Origin of the sequence: Phycicoccus sp. Soil803 (assembly GCF_001429685.1) — a bacterium.
GTDB lineage: Bacteria > Actinomycetota > Actinomycetes > Actinomycetales > Dermatophilaceae > Pedococcus.
Map to the genome: position 1 here is coordinate 160,852 of NZ_LMST01000001.1, position 18,378 is coordinate 179,229.

The 18,378-nt window shown below is 71.3% G+C and carries 17 protein-coding genes; 9 read left to right on the forward strand and 8 right to left on the reverse strand.

The genetic code is table 11. The features are described 5' to 3' along the window. Window positions 1–4: 4 nt before the first annotated feature. The 7 genes from murJ to ASG95_RS00700 all read left to right on the forward strand — a co-directional run bounded on the left by murJ (window position 5) and on the right by ASG95_RS00700 (window position 8,356). The gene (gene murJ / locus ASG95_RS00670) at window positions 5–1,648 is read left to right on the forward strand and encodes a murein biosynthesis integral membrane protein MurJ (protein WP_057376189.1); all 1,644 of its coding nucleotides are present in this window, start codon (window positions 5–7) and stop codon (window positions 1,646–1,648) included. Window positions 1,649–1,714: 66 nt separating this feature from the next. Further along, entirely contained in the window at window positions 1,715–3,811 is a 2,097-nt protein-coding gene (locus tag ASG95_RS22185) for a hypothetical protein (protein WP_157581666.1), read from the forward strand. Between the two features lie 28 nt (window positions 3,812–3,839). Continuing rightward, window positions 3,840–4,388, forward strand: coding sequence for an RNA polymerase sigma factor SigM (gene sigM / locus ASG95_RS00680; protein WP_057376191.1), 549 nt, complete (start codon window positions 3,840–3,842; stop codon window positions 4,386–4,388). An 85-nt stretch (window positions 4,389–4,473) separates the two neighbouring features. Next, window positions 4,474–5,307: a hypothetical protein gene (locus ASG95_RS00685; RefSeq protein ID WP_157581667.1), complete on the forward strand. Its 834-nt coding sequence runs from the start codon at window positions 4,474–4,476 to the stop codon at window positions 5,305–5,307. Between the two features lie 188 nt (window positions 5,308–5,495). Beyond that, a complete protein-coding gene (gene trxB / locus ASG95_RS00690) occupies window positions 5,496–6,500 on the forward strand; it encodes a thioredoxin-disulfide reductase (RefSeq protein ID WP_057376193.1) in 1,005 nt (334 codons plus the stop codon). Next, on the forward strand, window positions 6,497–6,955 hold the full coding sequence (gene trxA, locus ASG95_RS00695; RefSeq protein WP_255358345.1) for a thioredoxin: 459 nt from the start codon (window positions 6,497–6,499) through the stop codon (window positions 6,953–6,955). Before trxB ends, trxA begins: the two co-directional genes overlap by 4 nt. Window positions 6,956–7,183: 228 nt before the next feature. Beyond that, window positions 7,184–8,356, forward strand: coding sequence for an N-acetylmuramoyl-L-alanine amidase (locus ASG95_RS00700; RefSeq protein ID WP_082592233.1), 1,173 nt, complete (start codon window positions 7,184–7,186; stop codon window positions 8,354–8,356). 51 nt (window positions 8,357–8,407) lie between these two features. Here the strand turns inward: ASG95_RS00700 and ASG95_RS00705 are convergent, their stop codons facing one another. The 8 genes from ASG95_RS00705 to rpmH form a co-directional block, all read right to left on the reverse strand. Then, on the reverse strand, window positions 8,408–9,544 hold the full coding sequence (locus ASG95_RS00705; protein WP_057376194.1) for a ParB/RepB/Spo0J family partition protein: 1,137 nt from the start codon (window positions 9,542–9,544) through the stop codon (window positions 8,408–8,410). An 11-nt stretch (window positions 9,545–9,555) separates the two neighbouring features. Beyond that, the gene (locus ASG95_RS00710; RefSeq protein WP_082592234.1) at window positions 9,556–10,626 is read right to left on the reverse strand and encodes a ParA family protein; all 1,071 of its coding nucleotides are present in this window, start codon (window positions 10,624–10,626) and stop codon (window positions 9,556–9,558) included. A 406-nt stretch (window positions 10,627–11,032) separates the two neighbouring features. Then, on the reverse strand, window positions 11,033–11,854 hold the full coding sequence (gene rsmG / locus ASG95_RS00715) for a 16S rRNA (guanine(527)-N(7))-methyltransferase RsmG (protein ID WP_082592235.1): 822 nt from the start codon (window positions 11,852–11,854) through the stop codon (window positions 11,033–11,035). 40 nt (window positions 11,855–11,894) lie between these two features. Then, window positions 11,895–12,596 (reverse strand): R3H domain-containing nucleic acid-binding protein, encoded by a 702-nt coding sequence (locus tag ASG95_RS00720; RefSeq protein ID WP_057378653.1) that lies wholly within the window; start codon window positions 12,594–12,596, stop codon window positions 11,895–11,897. Window positions 12,597–12,607: 11 nt separating this feature from the next. After that, the gene (gene yidC / locus ASG95_RS00725; protein ID WP_057376195.1) at window positions 12,608–13,648 is read right to left on the reverse strand and encodes a membrane protein insertase YidC; all 1,041 of its coding nucleotides are present in this window, start codon (window positions 13,646–13,648) and stop codon (window positions 12,608–12,610) included. Window positions 13,649–13,750: 102 nt separating this feature from the next. Continuing rightward, window positions 13,751–14,002 carry a membrane protein insertion efficiency factor YidD gene (gene yidD, locus ASG95_RS00730; protein ID WP_056921365.1) on the reverse strand — a complete coding sequence of 84 codons (252 nt, stop codon included), beginning with the start codon at window positions 14,000–14,002 and terminating at the stop codon, window positions 13,751–13,753. Next, complete coding sequence (gene rnpA, locus ASG95_RS00735) at window positions 13,999–14,367, reverse strand: ribonuclease P protein component (RefSeq protein ID WP_057376196.1); 369 nt, start codon at window positions 14,365–14,367, stop codon at window positions 13,999–14,001. The genes yidD and rnpA overlap by 4 nt, the downstream gene beginning before the upstream one ends. Before the next feature lie 10 nt (window positions 14,368–14,377). Beyond that, window positions 14,378–14,515, reverse strand: a complete 138-nt coding sequence (gene rpmH / locus ASG95_RS00740; RefSeq protein WP_056882794.1) for a 50S ribosomal protein L34 — start codon at window positions 14,513–14,515, stop codon at window positions 14,378–14,380. A 469-nt stretch (window positions 14,516–14,984) separates the two neighbouring features. On the opposite strand from rpmH, the gene dnaA reads away from it, so the two are divergent. Both dnaA and dnaN read left to right on the forward strand, forming a co-directional pair. Then, window positions 14,985–16,487: a chromosomal replication initiator protein DnaA gene (dnaA, locus tag ASG95_RS00745; RefSeq protein WP_057376197.1), complete on the forward strand. Its 1,503-nt coding sequence runs from the start codon at window positions 14,985–14,987 to the stop codon at window positions 16,485–16,487. Between the two features lie 704 nt (window positions 16,488–17,191). Next, window positions 17,192–18,325, forward strand: coding sequence for a DNA polymerase III subunit beta (gene dnaN, locus ASG95_RS00750; RefSeq protein ID WP_056921362.1), 1,134 nt, complete (start codon window positions 17,192–17,194; stop codon window positions 18,323–18,325). Window positions 18,326–18,378 lie beyond the last annotated feature (53 nt).

Genomic DNA, 18,378 nt, shown 5'->3' on the forward strand with positions numbered 1-18,378 from the left:
ATCGATGACAGACGCACCGTCCGGCGAGCGCAGCCTCGCCCGGTCCAGCGCCCTCATGGCCGCGGGCACCGTCGTCTCGCGGGTCCTGGGGTTCGGGCGAGCCGCGCTGCTCAGTGGCGCGGTCGGCATCGGCCTGGCCGCCGACACCTTCCAGGTGGCGAACACGCTGCCCAACCAGTTCTACCTCCTGCTCGCCGGTGGGGTCCTCAACGCCGTCCTGGTGCCCCAGATCACCAAGGCGGCCAGCCACGACGACGGCGGCCACGCCTTCGTCAACCGCCTGCTGACGCTCTCGCTGGCCCTCCTCGTCGGCGCCACCGTCCTCGTCACCCTCGCCGCGCCCCTGCTGGTCCGGGTGTTCGCGACGCGGGAGTGGGACTCCGACGCGGTCGGGCTGGCCGTGGCGTTCGCGTTCATCTGCCTCCCGCAGGTCTTCTTCTACGGCCTCTACACGCTCTTCGGCCAGGTGCTCAACGCCCGCGGCCAGTTCGCGGCCTACATGTGGGCCCCGGCGCTGGCCAACCTCGTCGCCATCGGCGGGCTGCTCTGGTTCAAGGTGGCCTACCCCGACACCGTCAAGGTCGGCGAGTGGACCCCGGGGATGATCTGGATCCTCGCCGGCACCGCGACGCTGGGAGTCGCGGTGCAGGCGGCGGCACTGTGGCTGCCCCTGCGGGCCAGCGGGTTCCGCTACCGCCCGGTGTGGGGTTTCCGCGGGGTGGGTCTGCGCAGCGCGTCGAAGGTCGCGGGGTGGACCTTCGCCGCGGTCGCCCTGAGCCAGGCCGGCTACATCGTGACGTCCCAGGTGATGACTCGCGCCACGCACCTGCTGGAGGGCCGCGACGAGGTGGGCGCGGGACTCGCCGCCTACGGCTATGCCTTCCTGCTGTTCATGCTCCCCCACTCTCTCATCACGGTCTCGCTCGTGACCGCGCTCTTCACCCGGCTGTCCCAGGCCGCCCACCGTGGCGACAGCGCGGCGGTGGTGGCCGACCTCGGCAGCGGCCTGCGGATGCCGGCCGTGCTGCTGGTGCCCGGCACCGTCGCCATGATCGTGCTCGGGACCCAGGTCGCCCGGGTCGCCTTCTTCGACAACACCCCGCAGGAGTCCGCCGCGATCGGGCGGGTGATGGTGGCGATGATGCTGGGCCTGGTGCCGTTCGGGTGGCTCTACCTCATCCAGCGCGTCTTCTACGCCTACGAGGACGCCCGGACCCCCTTCCGCCTGCAGCTCGTCGTCACCGTGGTGGCGACCGGCGCGAACCTCGTCGCCGCCACCGTCGACCCCACCCACACCGGGATCGTGGTCGGGCTCGGGCAGACCCTGAGCAACCTCGCCGCCGCGCTGCTCGGGTTCGTCCTGCTGCGTCGCAGGCTCGGGTCGCTGCACCTGCGGCCGAGCATCCGCGGCTACGTCCGGCTGGCGCTGGCCTCCGCCGTCGCCGGGGTGCTGACCTGGCTCGGACTTCGGGCCGTGGAGGCGCTCGGCGTCGACCGCGCGTCCTGGAGCGGCGCATTCGTCGAGGTCGTGGCCGGCGGCGGGGTGTTCGTCCTCATCGCGCTCACGCTCGCCCACGTCATGCGGGTCCAGGAGGTCGCGCTGCTCCTCGACCCACTGCTGCGCCGCCTGCGTCGCCGCCCCTCCTGATCCGCACGCCCTAGGATGAGGCCGCGGCCGGCTGGCCAGCCGGGGTGGCGCATCGAGTGTGACGTGGTGGACGAGACCGTAGGAGGCAGCGTGCACGGGGTAGGCCCTTCGACGGTGCTCGGCGGTCGCTACGCCGTCCAGCGCCGGCTCGAGCAGCTGCCGAAGGCCGAACGCTGGTCGGCCCACGACACCACCCTCGAGCGCGATGTGGTCATCGTCTGCTTCTCCGAGCAGGAGTCCCACGCCGACACCACCCTCGACGCCGCCCGCCGGGCCGCCGGCCTCGACAACCACCGGCTCGTGCGCGTGCTCGACGTCGGCCGCTCCGAGGGCATCGCGTTCTTCGTCGAGGAGGCCATCCACGACGCCCACACCCTCACCCAGCTCCTCGAGCAGGGTGGCCTGCCGGCCGAGGAGGTGCGGCGGATCGCCGGCGAGGCCGCGACCGGCCTCGAGGCGGCGCGCGGTCGTGGCCTGCACCACCTGCGGCTCACCCCCCACTCGATCCTGCGCGCCCACGACGGCACCATCAAGGTGCGGGGCGTGGCCACCACCGCGGCGATGGCCACCGACGACGACGTCGACGCCGCCCGCGCGGCCCGCACCGACGCCGTGGGCGTCGTGGCCATCACGTATGCCGCGTTGACCAGCCGGTGGCCCCTGCCCGGCCACGTCGCCGGGCTCGAGTCCGCGCCCCACGTCGTCGGCGGCGTGCCGGCCCCGTCCGAGATCGCGGCCGGCGTGCCCGGCGACCTCGACGCGCTGTGCCGGCTCACCCTCAACGAGGACCAGGGCCCGCTCACGCCGGGCGACTTCGCGAGCCAGATCGCCCCGTGGGCGATGTCGCAGGTGCAGGGCCTCGGGGGGACGCGACCGGTCGACGACGGCAGCACCCGCACGATCGCGATGCCGCGCGAGGAGCTCGACGCGGCGCTCGCCTCCGTGCCGGCCTCGCCGGTCCCCCCGCCGCCGGTCCCCCCGCCGCCGGTCCACCCCGACGAGCAGGGCCCCGGCGAGGCAGCCGGGCAGGGCCGGCACGAGGCACCGTGGGCTGCTCCCGCGGGTGCCGCGGTCGGCGCCGCCGCGCTCGGCGAGCCCACCCCCACCCAGCCGCTCACGCCCGCCACCGGGGCAGCCGGCCTCCCTGAGGGCCCGGTCGGTCCCGCCACTGACCACGACGCCGACCACGACTCCGACCACGACTCCGACGACGGCGTCGACCAGGAACCGGGGCAGCCGGGCGCCGGCGCCGCCGCTGCCGCCCAGGCGTCCGCTGCGGCGACTGCAGTGGGTACCGCCCTCGGCACGGCCGGCCACGCCGCCGGACAGGCCGCCGGTGCCGCGGCCCACCGGGTCGGCAGCTTCGCCCGGGCAGCAGCCGACAAGGCAGCCGAGCACCGGGCCCAGCGCCAGGCCGCCGAGGAGCGCGCCGAGGAGCGCCGGATCTCGCTCAACCAGGCCCTCGTCGAGGGGCAGGAGCCACTCGGGCCGCCCCTGCCGATGCTCTCCGCCGAGACCGGCACGGCCCCGACCCGGGACCAGGCCAAGGTGGTCCTGGCGATCATGGCGGCGTTCCTGGTCGTCGCCACGATCCTCGGTTTCTGGGGTGCCTCGAGGATCGGTTCCAACAGCGACCTCGGGCTCGGTGGCACCCCCACCCCGAAGGGCACGGTCAAGGTGACTGCCCCGGCCGTCACGGTCACCCCCACGGCCCCTGACGAGGGCGGCGGCGAGTCGTTCGCGATCCTCAGCGCCACCGGATTCGACCCCGAGGGCGACGGCGCCGAGCGCAACGGTGAGGCCGCTCGCGTCTTCGACGGCAAGACCAACACCTACTGGAGCTCCGAGGGCTACGCCAGCCCGAACCTCGGGGGCCTCAAGAAGGGCGTCGGCCTGCGGCTCGACCTCGGCCAGAACCGCAGTGTCTCCACGGTCGAGCTCGTGCTGCCCAACGCGGCGGACGTGACCGTCTACGTGGGCCAGGACCGCGACAGCCTGGGCAGCGCCACCAAGATCGGCTCCTCGCAGGGCAAGTCCGGGGCGGTGACCCTCAAGGCCCCCTCGATCGTCAAGGGGCAGTACGTCTTCGTCTGGTTCACCGCGGTGACCCAGGTGTCCGACGGCCGGTTCCGCGCCACGGTCGCCGAGGTCACGGTCAGCTGAGCCGTCGCGGCGGCCGACCGGCACACCCATGAGCAGCCTCCCGTTGCGCGAGCAGGACGACCGCGCGTTGCTGCGCGCGCACGTCGAGGGCGACCCCGACGCGTTCGGCGAGCTGTTCCGCCGGCACCGCGACCGGATGTGGGCGGTGGCCCTGCGCACGACCCGCAACCGCGAGCTCGCCTCCGACTGCGTCCAGGACGCCTTCATCTCGGCCTTCCGGCGGGCCGGGTCCTACCGGGGCGACGCGGCGGTCACCACGTGGCTGCACCGCATCGTGGTCAACGCCTGCCTCGACCGGCTGCGGCGCGACAAGCCCACCAGCGAGCTGCCCGAGCACGAGCTGGCCGACCGCCACGACGCGGAGTCGTCGGTCGACACCCGTCTCGACGTCCGGGAGGCGCTCGAGCGCCTCCCCGAGGGCCAGCGGATGGCGCTGATCCTGGTCGACATGCACGGCCTGTCGGTCGCCGAGGCGGCCGCCGTGCTGGAGGTCGCGGAGGGCACCGTGAAGTCGCGGTGCAGCCGGGGTCGCGATGCCATGGCCGAGCTCCTGCGGGAACCATCGGGGCAGCCGTGACGTCGTACACATGTCGCCACCGCCGTGCCCGCACCGGCAGCCGCGCGACCACGAGACCGACACCCATCGTCTGGAGGAAGTCGTGGTGAGCACACCCCCCGTGCCCCCGGCGGACAGTGGCGTCCCCCCGCACGGCAGCAGCCCGCGGGACCCGCGCGTCGCGGGCCCGGGGCGGCCCGACGACGTCGAGCACGACCCCACCGGCATCCGGGCGCTCCTCTCGGCGCTGCCCGACCCCGGTCCCATGCCTCCCGACCTGGTCGCCCGGATCAGTGCCTCGATCGCCCAGGAGCAGTCCGCCCGCGAGGGCGGCACCGTCGTGCCCCTTCGCCGGCGCAGCTGGGGCTGGCAGCACCTGGGCGCTGCCGCCGCTGCCGCCGTGGTCCTCGCGGTGGGCCTGCCCGCCCTGCTGACCGGCACCGGCCCCGGCGACGTGATGGCCTCGCTCAAGGGCACCTCCTCCGCCGACAGCGCCAGCAGCGCCGAGGGCAACAGTGGCTCCGTCGCCGACTCCGGTGGTGCTCCCGAAGCCCCCGGCTCCACGGCGACCCCCGGGCCGGCCGTCCCCGACAAGCGGGTGCGCAGCTCGGTCGGCGACGTGGCCCTCGCGGCGACCGGCACGGCATACACGACCTCGGGCCTGGCCACCCAGGCGGCGACGCTGGGCACCACCTTCCAGGCCTCCTCGGCCGCGAAGGACCACGCCGTGCCCTACGGCGAGGCCGGGCTGCGGGGCTGCCTCACCGCGCTGGGTGTGCCCGACGGGCTCCCGGTGCGGGGCGACGTGGCGACCCTCGACGGCGTCCCGGCGGTGATCGTGCTGGTCGACCGGGGCAGCACCGAGTCGGTGTATGCCGTGGCGCCCGACTGCGACGCGCAGCACCCCCGGCTGCTCGCCGGACCCCTCACCCTCCCCTGACCCGCACAACGGCAGCTGCGTCCCCTTGGGCGCAGCTGCAGACGGGCGGCAGTGAGGGCAGCTGCCGTTTTGCCGGGGAGCTGGGTGTCGCGGGGCCGCCGGAACATTCAGGCCCTACGATCGGTTGAAGAGTCCGGCACCGTATGTTGCGGTGCACCGCCTTCTCGACCACAAGGGGCTGTAACCGCGTGACCACCACCGCACCCGCCGACATCCGCAGTCTGATCATCATCGGCTCCGGCCCGGCGGGTTACACCGCCGCCGTCTACGCGGCCCGTGCCAACCTCCAGCCGCTGCTCTTCGAAGGCGCCGTCACCGCGGGTGGCGCCCTGATGAACACCACCGAGGTGGAGAACTTCCCGGGGTTCCGCGACGGGATCATGGGCCCCGACCTGATGGAGAACATGCGGGCCCAGGCCGAGCGGTTCGGCGCCGAGATCATCACCGACGACGTCGAGTCCGTCGACCTCGAGGGTGAGGTCAAGACGGTCGTCGACGCCGAGGGCAACACCTACCGCGCGCACGCCGTCATCCTCGCCATGGGCTCGGCCTACCGCGAGCTGGGTCTGCCCGACGAGAAGCGGCTGTCCGGCCACGGCGTCTCGTGGTGTGCGACCTGTGACGGGTTCTTCTTCCGTGACCAGGACATCGCCGTCGTGGGCGGCGGCGACTCCGCCGTCGAGGAGGCCACCTTCCTCACCAAGTTCGCCCGCTCGGTGACCATCGTCCACCGCCGCGGCGAGCTGCGCGCCTCCAAGATCATGGCCGAGCGCGCGCTGTCCAACGACAAGATCAAGTTCGCCTGGAACTCCGCCGTCGAGGCGATCCACGGCGACGCGAAGCTGACCGGCATCACGCTGCGCGACACCGAGACCGGTGCGACCCGCGAGCTGCCCGTCACCGGCCTGTTCGTCGCGATCGGCCACGACCCGCGCAACGAGCTGGTCAAGGGCGTCGTCGACCTCGACGACGAGGGCTACGTCCTCGTCGAGGGCCGCACCACGCGGACCAACCTCCCGGGCGTCTTCGCCTCGGGCGACCTGGTCGACCACACCTACCGGCAGGCCATCACGGCGGCGGGCTCCGGCTGTGCCGCGGCGCTCGACGCCGAGCGGTTCCTCGCCGACCGGGAGCACGCCGGCGCCCCCGCCACCGACGCTGCCCTCACCGATGAGCCCGCCCTGACGCACTGACCCCGACGCACCGACCCCACCCGTCCGCCTGTCAGACCCCGCGGGGATCATGGCAGCAGACGCAGTCCCACCCAGCCACACCGCACACCCAGCCAACCAACCGCAGCACCACCGAAAGGAGCCCCCGAGTGGGAGCCATCAAGGACACCACGGACGCCACCTTCGAGGCCGACGTCCTCCAGAAAGACAAGCCGGTCCTGGTGGACTTCTGGGCGCCCTGGTGCGGCCCGTGCCGCGCCGTCGCCCCGATCCTCGAGGAGCTGGCCGTCGCCCATGCCGACAAGATCGAGATCGTCAAGCTCAACACCGACGAGAACCTCGCGGTCAGCAGCCGCTACGGCATCACCGGCATCCCGACCCTCAACGTCTATGTCGGTGGCGAGGTCGTGAAGACCCTCGTGGGCGCCATGCCCAAGCCGAAGCTGGTGCGTGAGCTCGCCGACTACCTCGGCTGAGTGACCCCGTGACCGGATGCCGGTCGCGCCCGAGGAGGGCGCGACCGGCATCGTCATTGCCGGGCCGGTCCGGTTGGTCCGCGACGCCGTTCTGACCTAGGCTCGGGAGTCGGACCCGGTCTGCGACGAGCCCGGCCACCCGTGCCCCTGCACCACCGCTGACCTGCACAAACATCCAACTGCGATGATCCGTTCACCGGGCGTCGCCCACCATCCCGAGGAGGCCGCGTGTCAGACAGCAAGTACGGCCTGCTCGGCCTCGGCAGCCACGGCCCCGCGGTCGCCGACGTGCGGGCCCGGCTGGCCGCGCTGCCCCCCGACCAGCTGCCCGAGCGCCCGGACCTGCAGGCCGACGACCCCACCGTGTTCGACGCCGCCCTGGAGCGGGCCGTGCGGGCCTTCCAGCAGCACAAGGGCCTCATCGTCGACGGCGTGGTGGGCGTGGAGACGTTCACCGCCATCGACGGCGCGCGCTGGGCGCTCGGTGACCGGATCCTCCTGCACACCCCTGGACACCTCCAGCGCGGTGAGGACGTGGTCACCCTGCAGGAGCGGCTCAACACCCTGGGCTTCGCCGCGGGGCGGGTCGACGGTCGCTTCGGACCCGAGACCGAGCGCGCGGTCCGCAGCTTCCAGCGGGCCTACGGCCTGTCCGGGGACGGTTCCGTGGGTCCCAACACCCTGCGGGCCTTCGAGGACCTGCGCAGGTCGGTGTCCGGCGGCTCGGCGAACGTGCTGCGCGAGCGCGAGCTCGTCCGTCGCTCAGGTCACAGCCTGTCCGGGCGCACCGTCGTGCTCGACCCCGGGCACGGCGGCAGCAACACCGGAGCCGTGGCCCACGGGCTGGTCGAGTCCGAGGTGGTGATGGACCTGGCCCGACGCATCGAGGGCCGGCTGACCGCGATCGGCGTGTCCGTCGTCTACACCCGGACCGAGCACACCTCCCCCACCGAGGACGAGCGGGCCGCGCTGGCCAACGATGCCGGTGCCGACCTCGTGCTCTCGCTGCACTGCGACTCCCACGACGCCGGCGATGCCAGTGGGGTGGCGACCTTCTTCTTCGGTCGCGACCGCCAGACCTCCTGGTCGGCCGTGGGTGAGCACCTGGCCGACCTCGTCCTGCGCGAGGTGGTGGCCCGCACCGGCCTCGAGAACTGCCGCTCGCACGGCCGCTCGTGGGCCCTGCTCCAGCAGACCCGGATGCCGGCGGTGCGGATCGAGGCCGGTTACCTCTCGCACCCCGACGACGCGGCTCGGCTCGCCGACCCGCTCTTCCGCGACACCCTGGCCGAGGCCGTCCTGGTCAGCCTCCAGCGGCTCTACATGGGCGACGACGACACCGCCACCACCGGGGTGCTGCGACTCGGCGACCTGCGCGCCTACCTCGCCTCACACAGCTGACCCAGCCAGAAGCACAGCGCGAATCCGCTACTGCCCCAACGGTTTTCCCGCTCAGGCGCTGCGCTCGAGCCCCAACATGTCGACGATCCGGTTGAGGTCCTCGACCGAGGCGAACTCGACGGTGAGCTTGCCCTTGCGCTGCCCCAGGGCGATGTTCACCCGGGTGTCGAACCGGTCGGAGAGCCGGGCCGCCAGGTCGTCGAGCTGGGGGTGCCGGTTGCCGGCCCGCGGCCGACGCGGCTTGGCCACCTCGTCGGGCCCACCCACGGCCACGATCTCCTCGACGTTGCGGACGCTGAGCCCCTCGGCCACGATCCGCTGGGCGACCCGCTCCATCGCGGCGCCGTCGGACAGCCCCAGGAGGGCCCGGGCGTGACCGGCGGACAGGACGCCGGCGGCGACCCGGCGGGCGACCAGCGGCGGGAGCTTGAGCAGCCGGAGCGTGTTGGAGATCTGCGGTCGCGAGCGACCGATCCGGGCGGCCAGCTCGTCGTGCGTGCAGCCGAAGTCCTCGAGCAGCTGCTGGTATGCCGCGGCCTCCTCGAGCGCGTTCAGCTGGCTGCGGTGCAGGTTCTCCAGGAGGGCGTCGCGCAGGAGGTCGTCGTCGTCGGTCTCCTTGACGATGGCCGGGACGGTGGCCTTGCCGGCCTCCTGTGACGCGCGCCAGCGCCGCTCACCCATGATCAGCTCGTAGCGCACGCCGTCGGCCGCGTTGTCGAGCTCGTCAGGCCCCTGACCTGCGGGAATGGGCCGGATCACGATCGGCTGGAGCACCCCGATCTCGCGGATCGAGTGGACCAGCTCGGCCATGTCGTCCTCGTCGAAGACCGACCGGGGCTGGCGCGGGTTGGGCCGGATCTGCTCGACCGGGATCTCGCCGTAGGACACCCCGGGCACCGGCGCGAGGTCGAAGCCGTCGGTAGCCGTCCGCTCCGCGGATGCCTGGTCGGCCCCTTCGGCCCCGCGGGCCGCGGTGTCCGCAGCAGCGGCATCGACCGCGTCGACGTCCGCCACGGCAACTCCCCCACCCTGGTCACCCTCACCCGCCGGTGACCCACCGGCATACGCCGTGGCACCGGGGCGCGAGTCGGGGAAGAAGACGTCCACGGGACGGCCGTTCGGGGAGGTCGGGGCGTTGGGGATGAGGGCACCCAGGCCCCGGCCGAGGGCGCGACGCTTCTCGCTCATGATCTCTTCTCTCACTCTCGTGTGGCCGCTGGCTGCGCGGATGCGGTCTGGTGGGCGGCGGTGGCGGCGCCGCGGTCGGCGAGCTCAGCGGCGGCACCGAGGTAGGACAGCGCGCCGCTGGAGTTGGGGTCGTAGGTCATCACGGTCTGGCCGTGGCTCGGCGCCTCGGAGATCCGCACCGAGCGGGGCACCGTGTTGCGCAGCACCTGCTCGGGGAAGTGGTTGCGCACCTCCTCGGCGACCTGGGCCGACAGCCGGGTGCGGCCGTCGTACATGGTCAGCAGGATGGTCGACACGTGCAGCGTGGGGTTGAGGTGGTTGCGGATCAGCTCGATGTTCTTGAGCAGCTGCGAGAGGCCCTCGAGGGCGTAGTACTCGCACTGGATCGGGATGAAGACCTCCTGCGCCGCGACGAAGGCGTTGACCGTCAGCAGGCCCAAGCTGGGCGGACAGTCGATCAGCACGTAGTCGGGCGCCGGACGTCCGGCGGCGGGACCCTGCTCGAGAAAGGCGGCGATCGCCTTCTGCAGCCGGGTCTCCCGGGCAACCAGGGAGACCAGCTCGATCTCCGCTCCCGCCAGGTCGATGGTGGCCGGCGCGCACCACAGGCCGGCGATGTCGGGGCACTCCTGCACCACGTCGGCGAGCGGGGTGCCCTCGACCAGCACGTCGTAGATGCTCGGCACCTCCGCGTGGTGGTCGATCCCCAGCGCGGTGCTGGCATTGCCCTGCGGGTCGATGTCGATGACGAGCACCGTGAGCCCGGCCTGCGCGAGCCCGGCGGCGACGTTGACGGTGGTGGTGGTCTTGCCCACCCCGCCCTTCTGGTTGGCCACGGTCAGCACGCGAGTGGTCGGCGGCTTCGGGAAGACCCGGCCGGTCAGGGCGATCCGCTTGCGCGCATCAGCGGCGACTGCCCGAGCCAATGGGGTGTCCCGGTCGCCCTGCGGCAGCGCCGAGGCGACCTCCTCGCGGTCGTCCGTTTCACGTGAAACCACGGCGGCCAGGGCCTCCAGCGCCTCGGCCGCAGCCACCGAGTCCCCGGTGTGTGGCGGCGCCTCGGAGACCGCGTCAGACTCCATCGTCGTCTCCTGAACCGCCTCGACCTTCGGGGGCGTTTCACGTGAAACGTCGGTGGGTTCTGCTTGGCTCGCCCCGGCGGCGGCCTCCACCTCGATCCGCGTTTCACGTGAAACAGCCGCCTCGTCGGCGGCTTGGGTCAGCGCTGGCCAGCCGAGCGCCGTGCTGGCGCGGCCGAGCCGCTGAGGCCATCCAAGTCCCTGGGTCAGTTGCAGTCCCTGGGTCAGTTGCAGTCCCTGGGTCAGTTGCAGCGTTGCTGTGCTCACACAGTCACCTCGTTGGCCATGGACATCATCCAACCCTACGGCGCCGCAGAGTCACAACGCGGGAGGCAGCGCCTGCCAGACCCGACCGAAAACAGACGGTCGCCGACCGGCCCTGGGACCCTCGGCCGCGAGCCGTGACTGGTCAGGGAGCGGGTCGAGCAGTGCCCTTGCCCTTGGCGGCTCGACGCGCTGCGCCCTTGGAACGGCCCTTCGGTGCCGGGCGGGAGCCGATCGTCACTTGGAGCGTCGTGGTGGGCACGGGCAGCAGGTCGGCGCCGTAGGTCTCGATCCGGGCCGACGTCATGCCCAGCTTGCGCAGCGTATTCTGCTCCGCGTCGAGCTCCTCGGCGGCCGAGCCACCCTTCAGGGCGACGAGTGTCCCGCCGTCCTGGAGGAGGGGGAAGGTCCAGCGCGCCAGCTTGTCGATGCGGGCGACGGCGCGGGCGGTGGCGAAGGGTGCCGACACCACACCGGCGAACTCCTCGGCGCGGCCACGGTGCACGGTGCAGTTGTCGAGTCCGAGCTGCTCGATCGTCGTCGAGAGCCAGGTCGTGCGGCGCAACATCGGCTCGACCAGGTGCATCTGCAGGTCGGGCCGGACGATCGCCAGGGCGAGACCGGGCAGCCCGGCGCCCGACCCGACGTCCACCACGGCGACGCCCTCGGGGAACGCCTCATGGGCGACCGCGCAGTTGAGGATGTGCCGGTTCCAGAGGATCGGCACCTCCCTGGGCCCGATCAGCCCGTGCGAGACCCCGGTGTCGGCCAGGATGGCCGCGAACTGCTCGGCGAGCGGCAGGCGGTCAGCGAACACCGCGGCTGCGGCCGGCGGGGCAACCGGCGCCACAGCGCGGCTGTCCGGCGCAGCCGGCGCGGCCGACTCCTCGGCCGCTGATGCCGCGACGGGCGCGGTCCCGGTCTCCCCGGTCCCGCGCCCGCCGTCGGTGCGTTCGTGCGATGTCATGCGCGCTGTTTCACGTGAAACACGGTGGTCGTCGCTCGGGTCACGCCGGGAGGATGACGACGAAGCGGCGCGGCTCGACGCCGTCCGACTCCGAGGACAGGCCTGCGGCCAGCACCTCGTCGTGCACCACCTTGCGCTCGAACGCCGTCATCGGGTCCAGGGCGGCCTTCTCGCCGGTCGCCTTGACCTGCTCGATCACCGTGTGGGCGAGCTCGACCAGGGTCGACCGGCGCTCGGCGCGGTGGCCGGCGACGTCGAGCATGAGGCGGCTGCGCTCACCGGTCGCCGACTGCACGGTGAGCCGAGTCAGCTCCTGGAGGGCCTCGAGCACCTTGCCGTCCTGGCCGACCAGGCGGCGGGGGACCCGACCCTCGTCGGAGTCGACGATGGACACGGCGGCGCGGTCGCCATCCACGTCCACGTCGATGTCGCCGTCGAGGTCGGCGATGTCCAGCAGGGTCTCGAGGAAGTCGGCGGCCACCTCGCCCTCGCGCTCGAGGTCGGCCACCTTGGCCGGACGCCGGCGCGAGGTCGCGGACGGGTCCGCCTCCTCGCTGTCGCCGTCCGCGTCGCTGTCACCGTCCGCGTCGGTGTCGGTGTCGGTGTCGGTGTCGTCCGTGGTCACGTCGGCCTGCTCGGCACCGATCGGCGCGGTGGTCTCGCTGGTCGCGTCGACGCCCTGGTCGGCGGCCTGGTCGCTGGCGGGGGTGTCGTCCACGACGGTGTCGTTGTGCTCGGTCATGGTGATCACTCTCAGTTGTCGGTCTGGGGCTTGGGGTCGGTGGTGGCGCTGGGCGCCTTCGCGGGCTTCGCGGTCGCCTTGGTGGCCGGCTTGGCCGCGGCACCCTTCTTCTTCTTGTTCCGGGAGGGCTGGACGCGCTGGCCGCTGGGCTTGGGGGCCTCGGCCTCGTCGGTCGGCTTGTCGAGGCCCTTGACGGTGAACTCCTCGACCGGCTTGCCCTTCTTGCGCCGGCGCTCCTGCATGGCCTTCTCGGCCTGCGACCCGGGTGCGGGCATGTTGCGGATCACGTAGAACTGCTGGCACATCGACCAGACGTTGGTGGTGAGCCAGTAGAGCAGGACACCGATCGGGAAGTTGACGCCCGAGATCGCGAAGAAGATCGGCATCAGGTAGAGCAGCATCTTCTGCTGCTTGGCGAACGGGTTGTCCAGCGCCGAGGCCGGCATGTTCTTCATCATCAGCTGGCGCTGGGTGGTGAACGTGCTGGCCGACATCGCGATGATGAGGACCACGGTGACGATCTGCACGGTCAGGCTGTTGGCACCGATGAACCGGTCGGACAGCTGCGCACCGAAGAAGGTGGATGCCTCCGCCTCGCCGGCCAGCTTGCGGGAGATCGGACCGATCGGGTCGGTCGTCCCGTCCGAGATCTTCTTGAGGCCGTTGAGGACCCGGAACAATCCGAAGAAGAACGGGGACTGCAACAGGATCGGCAGGCAGGAGCTGAACGGGTTGGTGCCGGTCCGCTTGTAGAGGTCCATCGTCTCCTGCGTCATCGCCTGACGGGAGTCGGGGTCCTTCTTGTCCTTGTACTTGGCCTGGATCTTCTGCATCTCGGGCTGGATGAGCTGCATCCGCCTCGAGGCGTGGATCTGCCGCACGAACAGGGGGATCATCGCGGCGCGCATGACGACCACCAGGCCGACGATGGACAGCGTCCACGCGACCCCTGACGCCGACGGGATGCCGAGGGTCGTGAAGAGGGTGTGCCAGCCGTACAGGATCCACGCCACGATCCACTCGAACGGGTAGATCAGGTCACTGAAGCTCATGTCGTCCTCAATCTGGTGGTGTCCCGTCGAGGTGACGGTCCACCGGTGGTTCCGGTCGCGTGGTGGGTATGCCGCGTGGCCGGCAGGTCTGGTGCCCGGCCGCTAGGCGGCGTGGGCGTGTCGGGCAGGTACGTGGTCGACCCCGCCGGCTGCCCACGGGTGGCACCTACCCAACCGCCGCAGCGCCAGCCAGGTTCCCTTCACGGGTCCGAAGCGGCGGATGGCGGTCAGGGCGTACGACGAGCAGGACGGGTAGTAACGGCAGGTCGGCGGCGTCATCGGGGAGATGAACCGCTGGTAGAACAGCAGCAGCCCGATCAGGGGCGCCGCGGTGGCTCGCTTGAGGGTGGTCACGCCCGAGTCGCCCCCAGCCGCGCGGACACCCGCGCCAGGAGGGTGTCGAGCTCGATCGCGAGGGAAGCCGAATTCGCTTGTGCTGCAACGGGATTCGCGCGGATGACGAGGTCAGTCCCAGCGGGCACAGCCGAGAGCCGGGCCGCCATCAGGGCGCGCAGCCGCCGCTTCGTGCGGTTGCGGACCACGGCGTTGCCCACGGCCTTGGAGACAACAAAACCGACCCGCGGCGGTTGTCCCGCACGCGCGTCGGCCTGGTTGGCGTGGACCACGATCAGCGTGGAGCCAGCTCGGGCTCCCCTGGGCCCCCGGAAGGTGGCCGCGAAGTCCGAGCTCGCACGGAGCCGGTGCCCCGCGGGCAGCACGGGGTCGGCCTCAGGCGGAGAGCTCGGAGCGGCCCTTGGCGCGGCGGGCCGACAGGATGGCGCGACCCGCACGGGTGCGCATGCGCAGGCGGAAGCCGTGGGTCTTGGCCCGACGACGGTTGTTCGGCTGGAAAGTACGCTTGCTCACGAGGATCTCCGTTACTGGTCAGGCCCGGGTGGCCTGCTGAGTGCTTGGGGCGCCTGTTCGGCCGCAATCGGAGGCCCGCGCCTCGACCACCGGTGGGACTCACCGACGATCCAGGGGCGTCACGGGCATGCGAAAACGGCCGACAGGCCTGGTCAAAGGTACGCGAGCGCGACGGGCAGGGTCAAACCAGCGCCGACCACCCGGCATACCCGGGGCTTTTAGCACCGCTGGTCCCGGTTCGCCCCGGGGACACGCCGAGGTCACACCTCGATTTTGGCCCGGGGAGGCCAATTTTCGGCCGTTTCGGTTGCCGAGGTGCCGCCCCTGTTGTTAGCGTCCCTCCTCGTCCCATTCCTTGCCCACAGGTTGTGGATAACCATGTGGACAAGGCATGCTGAGGCACGGCAGACCAGCACAGACCCTGCGACAGGGCAGATCCGCGAAGACCGTCGAAAGGGATGTGGGACCGGTGAGTGACACAGATCTGGACTTCACACAGATCTGGCAGAACACCATCGCCACCCTCGACGCCGACGGCCTCCCCGCGCGGGAGCGCGCGTTCCTCACGCTGGCCCGCCTGGCCGGCCTGCTCGACGGCACCGCCCTGGTCAAGGTCCCGAACGACTACACCAAGGACGTCGTCGAGCAACGCGTGCGCGACGCCGTGACCCGGGCGCTCTCCTCGCAGCTCGGGGAGCAGGTCCACCTCGCGGTCACGGTCGACACCTCACTCGACGACGCCCACCACACCGAGGACACGACCGGCTACGCCGACGAGGCCGCGGGCACCCCGGTCCTCACGCTCGGCTCGGACCTGCAGGGCACCATCAGCTCCGGCATGGGTGTGCCCGGCCAGGGCGACAACGTCTACGCGCTCACGCCCGCGACCGAGCAGCAACGCCGCCCGCGCGACGAGGTGCTCAGCGTCACCGACGAGTCGGCGACCCGGCTCAACCCGAAGTACACCTTCGACACCTTCGTCATCGGCGCGAGCAACCGGTTCGCCCACGCGGCCGCCGTCGCCGTCGCCGAGGCGCCGGCCAAGGCGTACAACCCGCTGTTCGTCTACGGCGAGTCCGGGCTGGGCAAGACCCACCTGCTGCACGCGATCGGGCACTACGCGCGCAACCTCTACCCGCACGTGAAGGTGCGCTACGTGAACTCCGAGGAGTTCACCAACGACTTCATCAACAGCATCCGCGACGACAAGGCGAGCAACTTCCAGCGCCGCTACCGCGATGTCGACGTGCTCCTGATCGACGACATCCAGTTCCTCCAGGGCAAGGTGCAGACGCAGGAGGAGTTCTTCCACACCTTCAACACCCTGCACAACGCGAACAAGCAGGTCGTCATCACCAGCGACCTGCCGCCCAAGCTGCTGAGCGGCTTCGAGGAGCGGATGCGCAGCCGGTTCGAGTGGGGTCTGCTCACCGACGTGCAGCCGCCCGACCTCGAGACCCGCATCGCGATCCTGCGCAAGAAGGCCATCCAGGAGCGGATGAGCGCTCCCGACGACGTGCTCGAGTTCATCGCCAGCCGGATCTCGACCAACATCCGCGAGCTCGAAGGCGCCCTGATCCGCGTCACGGCGTTCGCCAGCCTGAACCGCCAGAGCGTCGACATGGGCCTGGCCGAGATCGTGCTCAAGGACCTGATCCCCAACGAGCAGGGCTCCCAGATCACCAGCGCGACGATCATGGCCCAGACGGCGGCCTACTTCGGGCTGACCATCGAGGACCTCTGCGGCACATCCCGCTCGCGCGTCCTGGTGACCGCCCGGCAGATCGCCATGTACCTCTGCCGCGAGCTCACCGACCTGTCACTGCCCAAGATCGGTCAGCAGTTCGGCGGCCGCGACCACACCACCGTGATGCACGCCGACAAGAAGATCCGGCAGCTGATGGCCGAGCGCCGGGCGATCTACAACCAGGTCACCGAACTGACCAACCGGATCAAGCAGCAGTCCCGCTGACCGGTCGATCGGCACCTGATCAGGTCCAGTCCCCAGCGCAGTCCCCAGTCGCCGAGACGTTCTCCACAGGCTTGTGCACAGCTGTGAAGGTTTGTTCATCCTCCCGACATGTTGGTCCGGAGCCCCGTCGGACGTGCTCAGACGAGCACGCACCCTGCTCGGGAAACGGACAAACACGGCGCAGATCCCGTGGTCCACACCTGTGGACAACTCTGTGGGTATGTATTCGGCCCCCACTGCCATCGTCTGAATGGATGATCTTTTCCCAAGGCCTGTGGACAACCGGTGGACAACGAGTGCACGACCCCTTCGGGACTGGGGACAACGGGGGTATGCCGTGTGGAGACCATGTGGGCGGCCGCACCGCCTCCACAACCAGGACCATCTTGTCCGCCGGCCCGTCCACCTCTCGTGCACACCGGACGCGCCGCGCTGACCTGCACCGATGCCGCTCATCCACAGGATCCACACCCCCTATGACAACGACTACCCCTCCCTAGTCATGGATCCAGCCCCGAGTACCAAACCTGGGCCCGCCCTCTGGAGGAACACCGGAAATGCCTGGACGTTCGACCGCCGAGATCGGGGCCGGCGGATTGCCCGATCCGGGTTGGCCGACCGCACGGTGAGCACTAGGGTCAGTCCGCAATCACATTCTTGAAGTTTTCAGCGGCGGTGCCGCACGCGAAGGGCAGGTAGTCACGGTGAAGTTCCGGGTCGAACGTGAGGTCCTCGCCGATGCCGTGACGTGGGTGGCCCGCGGCCTCCCGGCCCGTCCGCCGGTGCCGGTCCTGGCGGGAGTGCTGCTCGAGGCGAACGAGGAGGGCACCCTCACCCTCTCGGCCTTCGACTATGAGGTCTCCGCGAAGATCACCGTCGCGGCCGAGGTCGCCGAGGGTGGCACCGTCCTGGTGCTGGGCCGGCTCCTCGCCGACATCTCGCGCAACCTGCCGTCCAAGCCGGTCGACGTCGCGACCGAGGGCAACAAGGTCTCGGTCGTCTGTGGTTCGTCGCGGTTCAGCCTGATGCAGATGCCGGCCGACGACTACCCGACCCTGCCGACCTCCCCGACCGCCAGCGGCACGATCGCCGGCGACGTGTTCACCCAGGCCGTCGCCCAGGTCTCGATCGCGGCCGACCGCGGCGACACCCTCCCGATCCTGACCGGCGTGCGGGTCGAGATCGAGGGCGACAAGATGACCCTCCTCGCGACCGACCGCTACCGGCTGGCGATGCGCGAGCTGACCTGGAACCCCGAGGCCACCGACGCCAGCCACCTGGCCCTGGTCCCGGCCCGCACCCTGTCCGAGACGGCCAAGGCCCTCGGCGCCTCCGGCTCGATCGAGGTCGCGCTCGGCTCCTCCGCCGGCGGTGACGGCCTGGTCGGCTTCGAGGCCGGACAGCGACGCACCACCACCCGCCTGCTCGACGGCGAGTACCCGAAGGTCACCTCGATCTTCCCGACCAGCGTCGACACCGAGGCCGTGATCAAGACCTCCGAGCTCATCGAGGCGGTCAAGCGCGTCGCCCTCGTGGCCGAACGCAACACCCCCGTGCGACTGAAGTTCAGCGATGGCCAGGTGGCCATCGAGGCGGGCACCGGCGACGACGCCCAGGCCTCCGAGGCGGTCGAGTCCACCCTGACCGGGCCCGAGATCGAGATCGCCTTCAACCCGCAGTTCCTGCTCGACGGACTCGGGGCGGTGGGCACCGACTACTCGCGGTTCTCGTTCACCCAGCCGTCGCGCCCGGCGGTCCTGTCCGGCCAGGACGAGGTGGACGGTGAGGCCGACACCACCTACCGCTACGTGCTGATGCCCGTTCGCTTCGCGAGCTGACCACACCCGGGCGTAGCCTGAGCGGGCCGCACCCGAAGGTGTGCCGCGCAGCC

Coding starts and splice junctions, on each gene's coding strand:
- murJ (WP_057376189.1), top strand. CDS start 5: ATGACAGACGCACCGTCCGGCGAGCGCAGCCTCGCCCGGTCCAGCGCC.
- sigM (WP_057376191.1), top strand. CDS start 3,840: ATGAGCAGCCTCCCGTTGCGCGAGCAGGACGACCGCGCGTTGCTGCGC.
- ASG95_RS00705 (WP_057376194.1), bottom strand. CDS start 9,544: ATGAGCGAGAAGCGTCGCGCCCTCGGCCGGGGCCTGGGTGCCCTCATC.
- ASG95_RS00710 (WP_082592234.1), bottom strand. CDS start 10,626: ATGGAGTCTGACGCGGTCTCCGAGGCGCCGCCACACACCGGGGACTCG.
- rsmG (WP_082592235.1), bottom strand. CDS start 11,854: ATGACATCGCACGAACGCACCGACGGCGGGCGCGGGACCGGGGAGACC.
- ASG95_RS00720 (WP_057378653.1), bottom strand. CDS start 12,596: ATGACCGAGCACAACGACACCGTCGTGGACGACACCCCCGCCAGCGAC.
- yidC (WP_057376195.1), bottom strand. CDS start 13,648: ATGAGCTTCAGTGACCTGATCTACCCGTTCGAGTGGATCGTGGCGTGG.